Below are 15,045 nucleotides of genomic sequence, written 5' to 3'. Positions count from 1 at the left end.
CAGGCCGGGCGTCGTCAGGGGTAACTTCTCCCTCGACTTTAGTTCCGGCCGCGGCTGCTGGGATCGGCCGGACGGGTGAAGACCTGGAGTCAGCGGTGCCGGTCGCCGGGCATTTCAGCAGCGGTCTCCCCCGGAAGGATGAGGCCGGATTCGTAGGCGAACACCACGGCCTGCACCCGGTCGCGGACCTGGATTTTGGCGAGCAGGTTGGAAACATGCGTCTTGACCGTTGCCTCGGCCACGAACATGCGGGAAGCGATCTCGGCGTTGCTGCATCCGGCGGCCACATTTACCAGGACTTCGCGCTCCCGGGACGTCAGGGATTCCAGGAGCTTGCGGTGGTGGGCGGAAACGGGAGCCGGTGTCCCGGCGGCCGCAGGCGTCTGTTCGGACCCCAGCTGGCGGGCGAACCGCTCGATGACACGGACCGTGACTTCCGGTGCAAGCAAGGCATGGCCGCTGGCCACGGCGTGCACCGCCGCCACCAGGTCATCCGGGTCGGCGTTTTTCAGCAGGAAGCCGCTGGCACCGGAGCGGATGGCATCAAAGAGGTAGTCGTCGCGTTCAAACGTGGTCAGGATGATCACCTTGGCCAGACCGGCCTGCACCACCTCCTCGGTGGCCCTGATTCCGTCCAGCACCGGCATCTGCACATCCATCAGGATTACGTCCACGGGGTAGGCCGCGGCGAAGTCCACTGCCTCGCGGCCGTTGGCCACCTGCCCTACAACCTCGACGTCATCTTCCACCGAAAGCATCATGGCGAAGCCCGCACGCACCAGCGCCTGATCATCCGCCAGCAGGACCCGGATCGGTTCCATCACGTGCGTTCACACCCTTTCGTCGGGGAAAGCCCCCCCTGGCCGCAGGGACTGTACCGCCTGCGGAAATTACGGTACCGCTAAAGCGGCCGGAGCGGGGTTCAGCGAATCGGAACCCGGACCCGCACCCGCCAGCCGCCGCCGGTCCGCGGTCCGATTTCGGCGGTTCCGCCGTGCAGGGCTGCCCGTTCCCGGATTCCCCGCAACCCGAAGCCGGAGCCGGAGGCCGCACAGGGACGCGGCCTGCCGTCGTCGACCGTTTCCACTTCCAGCCAGCGGGCGTCGCCGGAAGATCCGGTGCGCAGGGCGACGACGGCGGCGCCGGCGGTGGAATGCCGGCGCACGTTCGCCAGGGATTCCTGCACCGTGCGGTAGATCGACAGCGACAGTGGGGCGGACACCGAGTCCAGCGCGCCCGGAAGATCTTCGACCCGGGAAAAGGACACTTTGAGCCCGTTGGCGCGATGCTCGGCGACCAGCCCGTCCAGCTCCGCCAGGCCGGGCTCGGGCCGGCGGTGGATGCCGCCGTCGTTCGCGGGTTCCCCCTCGTCGGATGCGCGCAGCACCCCCAGCAGCGAACGCATTTCATCCACCGCCTCGCGGCTTGATTCCTCAATGGTCTGCAGGGCTGCGGCAGTGGTTTCGGGCTTCTTCGCCAGTACCCGGCGCGCAGCCCCGGCGTGGACGCCGATCACGGCGATGTGGTGCGCGACGACGTCGTGCAGTTCCCTCGCGATCCGCAGCCGCTCGTTGACCACGGCCTGGTGGGCCAGCACAGCGGACTGGATCTTGAGCTGCTCGGCCTGCTGGGAGAGCTGCTCGCGCTGGAGGGCGCTGCGCCAGGAGGTGCGGCCGAACAGAATCGCCCCGCCGAAGTAGGCGGCGTTGATCAGGACGGTGTAGACGGCATACGAAACCATCGGCGACATCAGGCCGTCGTGGCTGTCGTTCTGCTCCTGGATTTCCTGGAGGAAGGCGTCGTAGGACTGCGAGACGGTGAAGGTAAGCAGCAGCCACAGGGCCATCGCCGCTATCACCAGCACCAGGGCAAGGTTCAGCAGGCGGCGGTTCCGCGACCACGCCACCGCGGCGTAGATCGCGGCGAAGTAGGCCGCCTGGAAGCCAAGCTGGGCGCCGAGGCCCGGCATGTACATGCTTAGGCCCAAGAAGAGGCCCGATGCCACGAGCAGCACGGTGATCGGAAAACGGCGCCGCACTGCCAGCGGCAGCACCATCAGCGCCATCACCAGGTGCTGCACCCAGAAGGGGCGGTCATCGCCGCTCATGGCACCGAAGCCGCGGCTGCTCTCCAGCGCCACGGCGCTGATCAGTAAGACGAGGGCGGCGCCGAGCACATCCCGCCGCAGCTGCTCCCGCGTCGGGCCTGGGCGCTCCCAGTCCTCACCGGTTTGCCAGGGCAGCCGGGGAACTCGGGGAACCCGGGGAGTTGGGCGCGGCCGGCGGCGGGCCCCGGAACTGCTCCGGATGCCGGCGTGGGAGGCCGGGGAATCGATCATGGTGCCAGTCTAGGAGTCCGAGCGCTCCGGGAACTCCGCCGCAGGGATGAACGCCGTCCTGCGCGGAGCTCATCGGTCTGCGGCTTCGGCCTCGTAATCGTAGTGCTTGCTGTGGACGCCGTAATCAGGGTCCAGCTTGGAGCGGATCATCCGGTGCTCCACCGGATTCTCCACGCACGGGCTGCTGAGGATCACATCAACGACCCGGTGGCCGTCGAGTTCCGCATGCCGGTAGCGCACCAGCGCCCGCAAATCGTTTTTCGTGTAGTTGATGACATGGACATCGCCGTTGCTGTCCGCTTCCTTCCGCAACTCGTCCTGCAGCGCCCACCCTTCCCCGCTCAGATGGGCGGCGAGGGCGTCCACTGCCGCCTGGGCCGGTGCATGGTCGGCATACCGCCCCAGTGCCCAGGCCTGCGCGCTCGTCATCGCGTTTGGATGCTCGTCCTGCACCGAGTCGAGGCAGGAGGTTTCCCGGAGCGATGCGACCTCGATCGGTGACCCTTCTCCTGCCTCTGCCAGGAGTTCGGGGAAGAGAGCTTCCAGCTCCGGCACGATGTCAGCGGCCGGCCGGCCCGCCGGGTCCGGGGTTTCGGAAAAGGGGTTCAAGGCGCAGCCTCCCAGGGCGGAAGTCAGCAGTGCCAGGGCGGCAAACCGGGGCAGCGCCGCAGAAAGGGGATTCCGCATCATCGTTCGGTACTTTCAATCGGAACAGAGGGCATACGGTCTCCCGCATAGTCCTCGGGCGTCTTCTCCAACGGACTGTACGGCCACAAGCCGCCCTCGTCCACGTACATTTCATCCGGAACGTACGGGTAAACGTTCCCGCCGTAGACGACTTGCCACATGTTTTGCATGGCAGTGGACTGCGGATGGAAATACTGTTCATGGCCCGAGACCAGCTCACCGCCCGAATCATGATTGATGAACCCGGAGTCCAGCCGGGTCACATCCATCTGTTCGGGGTCGCCGCCCTGGGACGCCCCGCTCAGGAGCAGAGCCGTTGAGATGGGATCATCCCGGGCCTGGATCCAGAACCGGTGGGCTTCCCGGTTCTGGGTGTCGCCGATGCTGCCGACGTCGTTTCCGACACCGGACGGCGCCAAATAGATGATGTTCGTGGAATCGAGGCCCTCCCGTTCGCCGGTCCCCACGAGTGCTGCTCCGGCGCTGTACCCGATGCTGGTGGTCCGAGTGCCGGCGGTCAGCTCGAGATCGACGGCGGCGTCGAAACCCGCCAGCAGGGGGCCGCCTGCCTCGTTGTACCGGGCGGAGGCGTTGTGCTTCACCTCATCCGGCAGATCCGTTCCCTGCCAATAGAAGGAGAGATCCTGGGGGCCGCTGTCCTTCATCAGCTGGTTGAGCCGCAGCGAGTAGTCTTCCAGACTCGACAAGTCGGCGCCCGTTCCGGGCACCAGGATCGTACTGGTTTTGGTGGCGGGGGAGGGTGTTCCGTTCATGGTGACAACCCGGCCGTCTCCGTCCAAGCTCACCATCACTACCTGGACTCCGGCCAAGGCGGCGTGGTCCAGCCCCTCCTTCTTCCGGTTGAGCTCATCCCAGACGGAGCGCGCCGCGGAGTAGAGGGCCTGTTCGCCCGGGTTCGGCGCGAAGTTCTCCTTCTGAGGTTCACCACCCATGCCCGCCAGCTGCCTGGCCACTTCTTCCCGGTAGCCGGCAACGGTGACAATGTTGGCCACTGCCCGCTGGGCCAGGGGGACGCCGTTCATGTTTCCGAAGAGGGAGGGATACAGCAGCAGCAGCCTCCGTTGTTCGAGCGGATCCAGGGTCAGCCACTGCGTTCGGATGACGGTGATCCCTTCCGGCGCCAGGTCGGCGGCCAGGCTCCCCCACGGCCGCTTATAGCCTCCGCCGCTGGCCAAACCCATGACGAATTCCGCGGTCTTTGATGCGGGCGTGTGGGGAAGTTTATTGCGCGCCAGGATCAGCGCCGCTTCCGGGTTGACCAGGGACCACTCACGAAGCTCGTCGTCGGTGAGGGAGAGGATCGAGTCGACCACGGCCTCCGGATCGAGTTCCCCGAGGTCATCGAGGGTGGAGGTCAGCCCAACCCAGTCCGGAGCGGGCAGCACCGGCCCGCCGAGAGCGGCGATGACCGGCAGGGTTTCTCCGGTGCCGCCGGATATGCCGGCCAGGTCCGAGCTGACGGTTTCCAGCAGCCGCGTCCAGTTCTGCTGCAGCGTCTGGACGCGCAGGTTGAAGGCGGTCCCGTCGCGGGCTGCGGCAGCGAGCAGCTCATCGTCGCCGGAGGCGTCAGCAGCCGCGGCTGACGTGCGCAGGCCGACCCCTTCCCCAGCCAGGATGTTGGCCTCCCGCTGCAGGGGCAGTCCCTGCGCTGCGAAATCTTCGAGCACAGTGCAGCCCGCCGAGAGTGCTATTGCCCAATCCATGAGCGGGTCACGAAGGTCCAGCAACGCGGAGTACACCCTGTCCTGGGTGGAGGTTTCCCGGTAGGCCTGCTGCAGTCCGTCCCACGTGGCCGAGACCGCGTCAAACAGGCTGACGGCGTTCGAGGCCCGGTCCCTCATGGTGGCTGCTGCCGCAGTGAGAACAGCCCAGGGGACATTGATATCGGGGAGCGCCTCGAGGTAAAACAAGGCGCTACTCCACCGGAGTTCCGGGCCGGGGGCGGCTAACCGGCGGTGCATAACCGGTGTGGATTTCCGCCAGGGAACGGAGCGCGGTGCTGCTCATCTCGCCGTCAGCTTCCACGAATGCCTGGGCGGCCTCCGCAACGGCGTCAGCCTTACGGAACACCAGGCTGGCCACCCGCTGGCCCAGGTCATCCCGCGGTGCCCAGAAAACCCCGAAGGCCTCGGCCACTCCTTCAGCCGTGCCGAACTGGCCGGCCGCCTCGTCGCCGCCGGCCCGCGCCTCATTTGCCGCCTGGTGCAGCGCGGTGCCGTCCACTGCAACCGCCATGAGCACCGCTTGGAGCGCAGATACGTCAACGTCGTACATGAAACCACCACCCCTGTTTCTGCGATCACTATAAGTGCGTTCCCCGGCATCAGGGACAGGGCCGAATTAAACCTGTGGACAACTGGCCCGGGCCTGCGCGGAGGACCCCGGAAGGTGTCGGTCGGGCTGTTGCAGGTGGGGCGGGAGCAACCGGCGGTGTGCTGGCGGGAAAGGAATGGTTTACTGCGTAGGTAGCAAGTTGGCACGAAGGCGGCCGGGCATCGGCGCGGATGACAGGACACAGAGCATGTTTGTTGAAGAAGCAAAGGCGATCCTCCCTGAATTGGTGGCGCTGCGGCGTGCCCTGCACCGGGAGCCCGAGACCGGGCTGGATCTGCCCAGCACCCAGGAGAAAATCCTGGCTGCGCTGGAGGGACTGAACCTGGAGATCACGTTGGGCGTCAAGGCGACGTCGGTGGTCGCCGTGCTCCGCGGCGCCGAGCCGGGGCCTGCCGTGCTGCTGCGCGGAGACATGGATGCCCTCCCGGTGGCAGAACTGACCGACCTGGAGTATGCCTCCACCAACGGCAACATGCACGCCTGCGGACACGACCTGCACGTGGCCGGACTCGTGGGGGCGGCCAAACTGCTTCACGCCCAGCAGGAGGACCTCTCCGGCAGCGTCATCTTCATGTTCCAGCCCGGGGAGGAAGGCCACGATGGCGCGAGTCTCATGCTGGACGAAGGAGTGCTCGACGCCGCGGGGGAGCGCCCCGTTGCTGCGTACGGGATCCATGTGCGGCCCGGTCCGCTCGGTGTTTTCCGCACCCGGCCGGGCACGTTGATGGCGGGGGCGAACGAACTGCGCATCACTGTGAAGGGATCCGGCGGCCACAGCTCGCAGCCGCAGACCGCCGTCGACCCCGTTCCGGCCCTGACCGAAATCGCCACGGCGCTGCAGACCATGGCCACCCGCAGGTTCTCCGTCTTTGACCCGATTGTCCTAACCGTCACTCAGCTCGAAGCGGGCGACGCCATCAACGTCATTCCGGACACTGCCAAGTTGGGGGCCTCGGTCCGCACGCTGTCCGACGAGTCGCTGGACCGCGTGATCGTGGAATCCACGACGCTCGCCGAGGGCATCGCCGCCGCGCACGGATGCAGTGTGGAAGTGCACTTCACCGAGCGCTATCCGGTGACGCGCAACGATGCCGGCCGGACACGGGAGGCCATCTCCGGGCTGCGCGAGATATTCGGTGAGGACCGGGTGCTGGAGTCCCGCGATCCGCTCATGGGCTCGGAAGACTTCTCCCTGATCCTCAACGAGGTTCCCGGCACGTTTATTTTCCTGGGAGCCACACCGCCGTCGCTGGACCCGGAAACCGTCGCCTGGAACCACTCCCCGCGGGTGCTTTTTGACGATTCGGTGCTGGGCGACCAGGCTGCCGCACTGGCCCAGCTGGCGTATAACCGGCTGACGTAGCAGCAGGCGTAGGCTCGGGCCATGGCTATTTCACACCTGATCACGGCCGCTGCCGAACCTGCTCCGCCCACCTCGAAGCCCCGGCGTCTGGGGGCCATTGCGCTCGGTTCGTTCCTGGCCTTCGCCGGGACCTCCCACCTGACCTTCGCCCGGGAGGAATTCCAGGCCCAGGTCCCGGGCTGGGTGCCGATGGACGACGACGCCGTCGTGCTGCTCTCCGGTGTTGAGGAGCTCAGCCTCGGTGCGGCGCTGATCCTGCTGCGCAGGCGCCGGGTGCCGGTGGGCCTGGCCGTGGCGGCGTTTTTCGTGGCGATTTCCCCCGGAAACATCTCCCAGTACGTGACGCACACCGATGCATTCGGGCTCGACACTGACCGGGCCCGGCTGGTGCGGCTGTTGTTCCAGCCGCTGCTGGTGCTTTGGGCGCTGTGGTCCACCGGGGCCTGGAAGGCGCTGCGGGCCGCGCTGAAGAAGGGCTAGCTGCGGGCCTTTTCCTTCGCTTTCCGGCGTTTCTCCCGACGGCGTGTACGCCTCGCACGGCGCTTTGCAGCCTCCCGCTCCTCCACCTCGAATTGGGCAGCCTCCCAATCCCGGTACCACCGGGGCAGCAGCACGGGGCGGAGGAACCGGGGCAGGAAATAGATTTGGATGAACACTACCAGCGCGCAGGAAACAGCGGCTGGCTGCACGAGATACCCTGTCACCCCGGCGTCCATACCCAGCACCTCCAGCGCGAGGTGGATGTCCACAACGGTCATCGGCAGGCCGGCCCAAAACACCATAAACCCAAACCGGGAGTGCTTCGCCGTCGAAGGGTAGCTCGATGGACCAACCCAGTCTGTCCAACGCCCGGTGTAGGCCAGAATGCCTCCCGCCAGCAGGACCGGACCGAGGCATACGATCAGGGCGCCAAACAGAATGACGACAAACTGCGGTGGCGAGTCCATGGACGGTTACTCTAGGGGATCGCACTACAGACAACGGCATTTGCCCACGGCGCGCGGAGGCGTTCGCCGTCGGGCCTAGCCGCCGTTGGACTGGCGGATCCCGGTGCCCAGCGCTTCGAAGGAGTAGACGAATCCGCCGTCGGGCCCGCTGACCGTCATGTAGGCCTCGGAGGTGCCGGGCTTGATGGCCACATTGGTTGCGGAAGTCAGGCCCTCGGCGTCGTCCGCCGGCACCGAGACTGTGGACAGCAGTTCGCCCTGCGGGCTGTAGACGTAGATGCTGGGCTGCCCGTGGAACGCCTGGTAGATGTTTCCGCTCTCATCCACGGCGTTGGAGTCGATCTGGCTCTTGCCGCCATTGACCTGGACGCCGGGGTGGGACGTTTCCACGCGGGTCTTGTCCTCGCTGAGGCCCAGGTAGTCGATGCGGTTTTCCGAGTACTGGCTGACCCACAGGGCCTTGAAATCCTCAGTGAACGAGATTCCGTTGGGGGCAGGGAGGTCCCTGGCCAGGACCGTTGGCTGCGCGGTGTCCTTGTCGATCCGCACGATCCTGCCCTGGACCTCCGACGCCGGGCCGTCATGGCCGGTGGTGTCGCTGACGAAGAGGTGTCCTGCCTCGTCAAAGGCCAGATCGTCGAGTTTCGTGGAGGTGCCCTCCACATCGCCGCTGAAGAAGGTCTTCGGATCGGTGCCCTCAGCCGTGATGCTCTCGATCTTTCCGCCGACAAAGTCGGTCAGGTACAGCCGTCCGTCCTGCGGGCTGAACTGGGCCGAGGTGAAGGCGCTGGTTTCGTTGGTGTAGATTCCTTCGACCGTCTGCCCGTCGACGTCGACCTTCAGGACTTTCGGATCCCCCGGAGGCGCGGTGACGTCGACGACGAAAAGGCCGCCGTCGGGCCCGAACGTCGGTCCTTCGATCAGTGTCATGCCCGTTTCGGGGTGGACCTCGCTGACCTGGACGACCTTTTCGGCGGTCCGTTCGGCGCGCTGGCTGGGACCTGCCGTCGTGCTGTCGGTGTCCGGGGAGGTGCTTCCCGTGTCCAGGCCGGAACATCCGACGAGGGCGCCGATCATTCCGAGCGCTGCCATTCCGCGCCAGATGGCGGCGGGTTGCTTTGTGCGCTGTGACATCCTGGCGTTCTGTGACATTCAAGGCTCCGTTGCGGGTGGGGGTCCTCGGGCGGCCGAACGCCGCGCAGTGCTTTGCAGACCGAGGACAGCGGCCGCCCAAAGTGCTTAGGATCATCCTAATCTTTTTGCCGGGTCGGCCCGTAATTGGTGGGGCCGGCGGGATGCTGTCCGGAGCTCGGCGCTTTTGCCGGCTACCCCGCACGGATTCCCACTCTTTGATACCTGCCGGGGCTGCTGCGGCCCCATCAGTCACAGGAATAACGAAGAGTGGGAACGCGTGCCGGGAAGCGGACGTCATCCCCGACGAAACCTGCCCCTGCAACTATGAATTCCCAACGAAATCACAGAAGTCCTTGAGCTGGGGTTTCGTTTGAATCCCCGGCCCGGGGATGACTTCGTTGGCATCGAAGTCTTGTTCTTGCGACGGCCTGCCGTGCTGGGGAAACCGGACGGAATCCCTAGGCGGTATATCCGCATGCTGCTGACTGGAGCGTTTATCCCGGATCGAAAGAGTGGCATCAGGAGGGGAAGTCACTAACGGTTACTGACTGCTCATTCCCATGGGACTTCGATTAGTTCGGTGCAGCAGAAAGTTGCGCGGTTTCCATGAAAATTCTGATCAAAGGGTTATCGGACTGCCTTCCAGGATTCCGGCAATCCCGTCTCGGTTTGTAGGGCAGGATAAAGGCTAGGCATTGGTTCTGCTGGCGCGATAGCTGTGCACCTTAATTTGGGGACGGCTTCAGCTCCGCATCCAACGCTTATCCGCCGTCCAGAACAGGGAAAACAGTTAATGTTGCAACATCGAGCAAATGGCGAACCACAGAAGGCAGCCCAGCCGGAACGTCAGCAAACCGGTTCAGCTGAGGTGGCAGGTGACATCGACTCACCGGCAGTATCGGCAGCAGGTCCTGCCGCACCACCCGCACCACCCTCCGCGGCGGCAGGGTACGGCCAAAGCCAGCCTCCTCCGCCTGCTTCTCCCGGACAAACCGTTCATCCACCTGCCTCAGGCGCCGACTGGCGACCGGCGGAGGCGTCTTCGCGCGCAAGCCGGAAGCACCTGGTCTACGGGGCAGTCGGCCTCGGCTTTGGCCTGATCGCAGGAATCGGGCTGGGACAGATCAACATTCCCTTCTCCTCCAACGCTATTGAAGAGGCGGCTGAGTCCTGCAGCGTCACGGACACGTATGGCATCGACATCGGTGACAACGGACAGTCAATCTCCATGAGCAGTGAAGGAGAAGACTCCACCGGCGCCGACTATGCCGATATCTCCTGTCTTCTTGCTGAGATGGATATTCCGGACAGTGTGGAAAGCCGGATCGGGACCACCCGAGCGCTGGACGGACGCCAGAGCGCGGACTGGGACGAATTCACTGCATCCTGGGGTTATCACCCCGACAGCGGGCTGAACATCGTCGTCGAAATTACGGATTAGGAGCCTCGTCATGAAACCCCTTGAACAGGAAACAGACCTCGGTCGGTTCCCCGAAAAGTCTGCTGTTGCCGCCGAAACAAACGGGCCTCCCGGGCCTCCGGGGCCCCCTAAGTCTTCCGGGCCGAGGGCTCCTCGGACCGTGTCCGACCGCCCGAGCAAGCGAAAGGGCAAGGGCTGGGTGTTGGCGTTGACCTGTGTCGTGTTGCTTGGAGGCGGTGGTTTGGCGGGAGCGGCGCTGGTTGATCCGACCGGCAGCGATGAATATGTCGCATTGGAAGCTTCGAAGAAGTCCCTTGAGACCGAACTGACAGAGATTGAAGCCGACTACGAGGTGCTTCAAGAAGACTACGACGTCATGGCGGACGGTATTAGGGCGCGGGAAGTCGACGTCGAGAAACGCGAAACTGCAGTGGCGACTTCCGAAGAGAAAGTGAAGGCTGCCGAAGCTACGGTCAAGGCTCGCGAAGATGCGGTCACCGGGGCAGAAAAGACTAAAGCTGCCAACACCGTCGGCGACGGCACCTGGGTAGTGGGACAAGATATTGCGCCGGGAACTTACCGTGCTTCACAGCCTGTCGGGTCCAGCTGCTACTGGGGTGTCTACCGCAGCGGATCCAACGCTGCAGACATCCTTGAGAACGACATTCCAGGAGGAGGGCATCCCGTCGTCACGCTGGCTGAAGGCCAAGACTTTAAGTCGGCGCGCTGCGGGACATGGGAAAAGCAGTAACCACTCCTGTTCGTTTGACCGGAGACCTCCGGGCGAAGGGTCAGACCATGGTCGCGTTCCCGGCGGAATCAAGGCCGGGCCGAACGCCGAACAACATCTGCTCGCGAAACCGCACCTGAAACTGAGGGCGACGGCGGCGCCTCCCGAAAGGGAAGCGCCGCCTTTTTTGGAAGCCCGGTCAACGACGGCCGGACCAATTCACTGGACCTCACGCCCCTGGAGAGGGGCGACAGGCGCTTCTTTCCGGCGTGCAGCGGTTTCCCTGATCCGGCCGATGTCGCCTGCGGACTCGATACCGGCCGAAGGGGTGATCAACCCGCCCGACCAGGATCCGCGGGATGTCATGTTACCGACCTAAGTTACCGACCAGTAATATGGCGTGCATGCATCTACTCCTTCGCACGCTTCTGGTCCTCTTCCGCTCCCGCCGGCGCTCTGCATTGGGCTTTTTTGATACGTCATCGCTGCCGATGCGGGTGCTGCCCACTGACATCGACATCGCGATGCACCTGAACAACGGCATGTACCTGTCGCTGATGGACCTGGGCCGCTTCGACCTCATGGTTCGAAGCGGCTTCTGGGGCGCAATGCGCCGCAAGGGATGGAGCCCGGTGGTGGGAAACGAGACCATCAGCTTCCGCAAATCCCTGGAACTGGGCCAGCGCTACACGATCGAAACCAAGGTCATCGGATTCGACGACCGTGCCACTTACCTGGAGCAGCGGATGGTGGCCGACGGCGAAATCTACGCGCGTGCCTACATCGCCGCGCGCTTCGTGTCCACGCAGGGGCCGGTCAGCAACGAGGACATCTTCAAGGCCGCCGGCGTGCTGCCGCCGGCCGATCTGGAAGTGCCGGAGTGGATCCGGCAGTGGCGCGAAGACGGTGCGCTCCCGAGCACCCGCCGGCCGGCGCCCCACACCTGGAACTGAGTCCTTCCCGCGGTGCCCGGGCCAGAACCGGGCGCACGCATACCGCTCGTCCGACCGGCGGCGTACATTGGCGCGCATGACTCTCTCCCTCAACATTTTCCTGAGCCTGGATGGCGTGATGCAGGGCCCGGGCGCCGCGGACGAGGACCGGTCCGGCGGCTTTGAACGCGGCGGATGGCTGGTGCCGCACATGGATGTGGGCGTGGGTCGGACGGTCACCGGCTGGTTCGCCCGGGGTGACTCGCTGCTCCTCGGCCGGAGCACCTACGAGATGATGCAGCCGTACTGGGAAGGGGTGACCGACCCGGAGGATGCAGTGGCCTACGCCCTCAACCACCTGCCCAAATATCTGGTCTCCTCCACCCTGACCAACCCGACCTGGAACAACACGCGGGTGCTTCAGGGGAACCCGCTGGCGGCCGTCGCGGCGCTGCGCGCGCACCGAGGCGAAATCCAGGTCCACGGCAGCCACCAGCTGGCCCGGACGCTGCACGACGCAGGCCTGGTCGATGAGTATCGGCTGCTGGTGTTTCCCGTCGTGGTCGGATCGGGCAAGCGGCTCTTTGAAACCGGAGCCACGCCTTCGGGCTTCCATCTCCTCGAATCGGAAACCCTGAACAGCGGCGCCCTGCATCTTCGGCTCAGGCCCATACCCTTCGGCAGCGGTGATTTCGAGGCCCGGACCGGGGCCTAAGACCAGCACCAAACCAAAGGGCGGAGCCGCGAGATGCGGCTCCGCCCTTTCGGTGGAACGTGCTGGACTGTTCGCTAGGGCTGGGACCGGCGCGAGCGCCCGCCGGCCAGCATGACCAGCGGCACCATCAGCAGAAGCAGTGGGATGAGCACGGCCAGGACCTTCGGGGACGTGGCAATCTCGCCGGGGGTCATGGCGGAGGCGCTGGCCCTCATGGTCTCCGCGCCTACGGAGATTTCCCCGTTGCCGCCGTCGAGCGTTTCACTGCCTTCGGCCAGTTTCTTGTTGCCTTCGGCCAGATCTGCGGCGCCTTCCTTCAGATCACCCGTTCCTGTGGTCAGCGTCTTGCCGCCGTCGTCGAGCTTCACGACGCCGTCGGAAAGGCTGCCGCTGCCGGTAACCAGCTTGCCGGTGCCGTCGGCGAGAGTCACTGTGCCGTCGTAGATCTTGGCGTTGCCCTCGGCGAGGGTGTAGGCGCCGGTTTCCAGGGTGGCCAGTCCGGTGGTCAGGCTGCCGGCTCCGGTGGCGAGCTTGCCGTTGCCTTCGGCGAGGGTGTGGGCGCCCGTTTCCAGGGTGGAGAGACCGGTGGTCAGGCTGCCGGCTCCGGTGGCGAGCTTGCCGTTGCCTTCGGCGAGGGTGTGGGCGCCGGTTTCCAGGGTGGAGAGACCGGTGGTCAGGCTGCCGGCTCCGGTGGCGAGCTTGCCGTTGCCTTCGGCGAGGGTGTGGGCGCCGGTTTCCAGGGTGGCCAGCCCGGTGGTCAGGCTGCCGGCCCCGGCAGCGAGCTGAAGGTTGCCTTCGGCGAGGGCACCGGCGCCGGCTTCGAGTTGAACCAGGCCGGTGTTGAGTGCCGCAGCGCCTGTGGAAAGATCCCCGGCGCCGACGTGGAGCGCTTTCACACCCTCAGCTGCGGTTGCAGCACCGGTTGCCAGGGCAGGAGCCTTGCTGTTGAGAACTTCCAATCCTGCCGAGACGGCATCGGTTCCGTACAACAGGCCGGGGTTGGCTGTGGTTCCATTGCCCTGCAGCCCGAGGTCGATGCCGGCCACCAGGCGTTCCAATCCTTCAAGTTTGTCCGCGGCCAGGCGCATGCCGTCCGCCTGCTCCTTGCCAATCAACGGCTCAAGCTGGGCAGCCCCCGCTCGAAGCTCGGCCGCGCCCTGGGAGACTCCCTGCGGGCTGTAGGGGCTCAGATCGGCCCTGATCTGCTGGGCAACCGTATAGGTCTGGCCCTCCTGGACGGTGTTGATCCCGCCGTTGATCTGCAGGACGCCGCCGTTGACCGCTGCTGCGGCAGGAGCAAGCTTGGCGATGCCATCGACGGCGTCTTTGGCACCGGCGGCCAGCTCGGCTGAGCCTCCAACCAGAGGTTCCATCTTGGAGTGCAGATCGGAGGCGCCGGCAGCAAGCGCGTCCGATCCCTCCCGCACGGTGGTGGCGCCGACGGCAAGGCTCTTGGAGCCTTCGGCTGCGCTGGTGGCGCCGGTGGCCAGCTGCTGCGCGCCGGTGTTGGCGCTGGTGGCGCCGGCGGCAAGCTTGTCGGCTCCGGTGGAGGCGCTGGTGGCGCCGGTGGCCAGCTGCTGCGCGCCGGTGTTGGCGCTGGTGGCGCCGGCGGCAAGGCTCTTGGAGCCTTCGGCTGCGCTGGTAGCTCCGGTGGCCAGCTGCTGCGCGCCGGTGTTGGCACTGGTGGCGCCGGCGGCAAGCTTGTCGGCTCCGGCGAAGGCGCTGGTGGCGCCGGTGGCCAGCTGCTGCGCGCCGGTGTTGGCACTGGTGGTGCCGGTGGCGAGCTTGTTGGCGCCGGCGTTTGCGGCTTCAGCGCCGATGAGGAGTTTAACCGCACCCTCGTCCAGGCTCGTCGCGCCGTCCTTGAGTGTGGCGGCGCCGGTCTTGGCCGAGGTGATGCCCTTGGCCAGGGTGTTCGCCCCGGCGTCGACCTTCTCGCTGCCGGCGGCAACCTTGTCCGCGCCGTCATGGGCCTTGGCGGCTCCCTCTTTCAGGTCGCCGGCACCGGTGGATGCCCGCTCGGCGCCTTCGCTGAGCTGGGCGGCTCCGGTGGCAACCCGGCTGGTGAACAGCACGAAGAAGGCCAGGAGGAGGATCAGGAACAGGGCCAGCAGTGCTGTCAGAAGTGCATGCGGGCGGGAAGTTGCCCGCCCGGACGGAGAACTCGTCATTGAAATTCCTTTATGTGGGTCAGAACCGGTCCCATGACCGGGTGGGCCGCGAGGGGTGCCGGTGGGCTCCCGCTCTCAGTGCTGCCGGACCGAAAGCGCCTCTGCTCTGATGACGAATTCCCCCGACAAAAGTGTGATGTCTGTTACATCTAACTTACTGACCGGTAACAAAGCAAGGATTTTCGGGAAGAAGTTACCCGAGGGTAAGTTGCAGTCCCCATAAAAATCAGATAAAGCCATCGGCGTGTCAGGC

The 15,045-nt window shown here is 65.6% G+C and carries 14 protein-coding genes; 6 read left to right on the top strand and 8 right to left on the bottom strand.

Annotated features, from left to right (window positions below; genetic code table 11):
- Positions 1–89 precede the first annotated feature (89 nt).
- The 5 genes from QNO00_RS15390 to QNO00_RS15370 form a co-directional block, all read right to left on the bottom strand.
- The gene (locus QNO00_RS15390) at positions 90–821 is read right to left on the bottom strand and encodes a response regulator (RefSeq protein ID WP_284025216.1); all 732 of its coding nucleotides are present in this window, start codon (positions 819–821) and stop codon (positions 90–92) included.
- Positions 822–922: 101 nt separating this feature from the next.
- On the bottom strand, positions 923–2,338 hold the full coding sequence (locus QNO00_RS15385) for a sensor histidine kinase (RefSeq protein ID WP_284025127.1): 1,416 nt from the start codon (positions 2,336–2,338) through the stop codon (positions 923–925).
- A 69-nt stretch (positions 2,339–2,407) separates the two neighbouring features.
- On the bottom strand, positions 2,408–3,028 hold the full coding sequence (locus tag QNO00_RS15380; protein WP_284025126.1) for a hypothetical protein: 621 nt from the start codon (positions 3,026–3,028) through the stop codon (positions 2,408–2,410).
- On the bottom strand, positions 3,025–4,956 hold the full coding sequence (locus tag QNO00_RS15375; protein ID WP_284025125.1) for a hypothetical protein: 1,932 nt from the start codon (positions 4,954–4,956) through the stop codon (positions 3,025–3,027). The genes QNO00_RS15380 and QNO00_RS15375 overlap by 4 nt, the downstream gene beginning before the upstream one ends.
- Positions 4,957–4,960: 4 nt before the next feature.
- Positions 4,961–5,320 (bottom strand): hypothetical protein, encoded by a 360-nt coding sequence (locus tag QNO00_RS15370; RefSeq protein WP_284025124.1) that lies wholly within the window; start codon positions 5,318–5,320, stop codon positions 4,961–4,963.
- 247 nt (positions 5,321–5,567) lie between these two features.
- Between QNO00_RS15370 and QNO00_RS15365 the strand changes: the two genes are divergently transcribed.
- Together QNO00_RS15365 and QNO00_RS15360 are read left to right on the top strand one after the other, a co-directional pair.
- Positions 5,568–6,743 carry a M20 metallopeptidase family protein gene (locus QNO00_RS15365; protein ID WP_284025123.1) on the top strand — a complete coding sequence of 392 codons (1,176 nt, stop codon included), beginning with the start codon at positions 5,568–5,570 and terminating at the stop codon, positions 6,741–6,743.
- Between the two features lie 21 nt (positions 6,744–6,764).
- On the top strand, positions 6,765–7,223 hold the full coding sequence (locus QNO00_RS15360) for a DoxX family protein (protein ID WP_229966208.1): 459 nt from the start codon (positions 6,765–6,767) through the stop codon (positions 7,221–7,223).
- Here the strand turns inward: QNO00_RS15360 and QNO00_RS15355 are convergent.
- Both QNO00_RS15355 and QNO00_RS15350 read right to left on the bottom strand, forming a co-directional pair.
- On the bottom strand, positions 7,220–7,690 hold the full coding sequence (locus QNO00_RS15355; protein WP_229966207.1) for a hypothetical protein: 471 nt from the start codon (positions 7,688–7,690) through the stop codon (positions 7,220–7,222). The genes QNO00_RS15360 and QNO00_RS15355 overlap by 4 nt on opposite strands.
- Positions 7,691–7,765: 75 nt before the next feature.
- Positions 7,766–8,824, bottom strand: coding sequence for an SMP-30/gluconolactonase/LRE family protein (locus QNO00_RS15350; protein ID WP_284025122.1), 1,059 nt, complete (start codon positions 8,822–8,824; stop codon positions 7,766–7,768).
- A 793-nt stretch (positions 8,825–9,617) separates the two neighbouring features.
- Between QNO00_RS15350 and QNO00_RS15345 the strand changes: the two genes are divergently transcribed.
- The 4 genes from QNO00_RS15345 (at position 9,618) to QNO00_RS15330 (ending at position 12,621) form a co-directional block, all read left to right on the top strand.
- Positions 9,618–10,265 carry a hypothetical protein gene (locus tag QNO00_RS15345; RefSeq protein ID WP_284025121.1) on the top strand — a complete coding sequence of 216 codons (648 nt, stop codon included), beginning with the start codon at positions 9,618–9,620 and terminating at the stop codon, positions 10,263–10,265.
- 139 nt (positions 10,266–10,404) lie between these two features.
- Positions 10,405–10,995 (top strand): Rv1352/Rv1906c domain-containing protein, encoded by a 591-nt coding sequence (locus QNO00_RS15340; RefSeq protein ID WP_284025120.1) that lies wholly within the window; start codon positions 10,405–10,407, stop codon positions 10,993–10,995.
- A 383-nt stretch (positions 10,996–11,378) separates the two neighbouring features.
- A complete protein-coding gene (locus tag QNO00_RS15335; protein ID WP_284025119.1) occupies positions 11,379–11,927 on the top strand; it encodes an acyl-CoA thioesterase in 549 nt (182 codons plus the stop codon).
- Between the two features lie 76 nt (positions 11,928–12,003).
- Positions 12,004–12,621: a dihydrofolate reductase family protein gene (locus tag QNO00_RS15330; RefSeq protein WP_229966202.1), complete on the top strand. Its 618-nt coding sequence runs from the start codon at positions 12,004–12,006 to the stop codon at positions 12,619–12,621.
- A gap of 74 nt (positions 12,622–12,695) precedes the next feature.
- Here QNO00_RS15330 and QNO00_RS15325 read toward each other — a convergent pair whose 3' ends face one another.
- The gene (locus QNO00_RS15325) at positions 12,696–14,792 is read right to left on the bottom strand and encodes a hypothetical protein (RefSeq protein ID WP_284025118.1); all 2,097 of its coding nucleotides are present in this window, start codon (positions 14,790–14,792) and stop codon (positions 12,696–12,698) included.
- Positions 14,793–15,045 lie beyond the last annotated feature (253 nt).

The sequence above is a fragment of the Arthrobacter sp. zg-Y1219 genome, from assembly GCF_030125545.1.
GTDB lineage: Bacteria > Actinomycetota > Actinomycetes > Actinomycetales > Micrococcaceae > Arthrobacter_B.
This window is presented reverse-complemented; position numbering and strand designations above follow the sequence as displayed.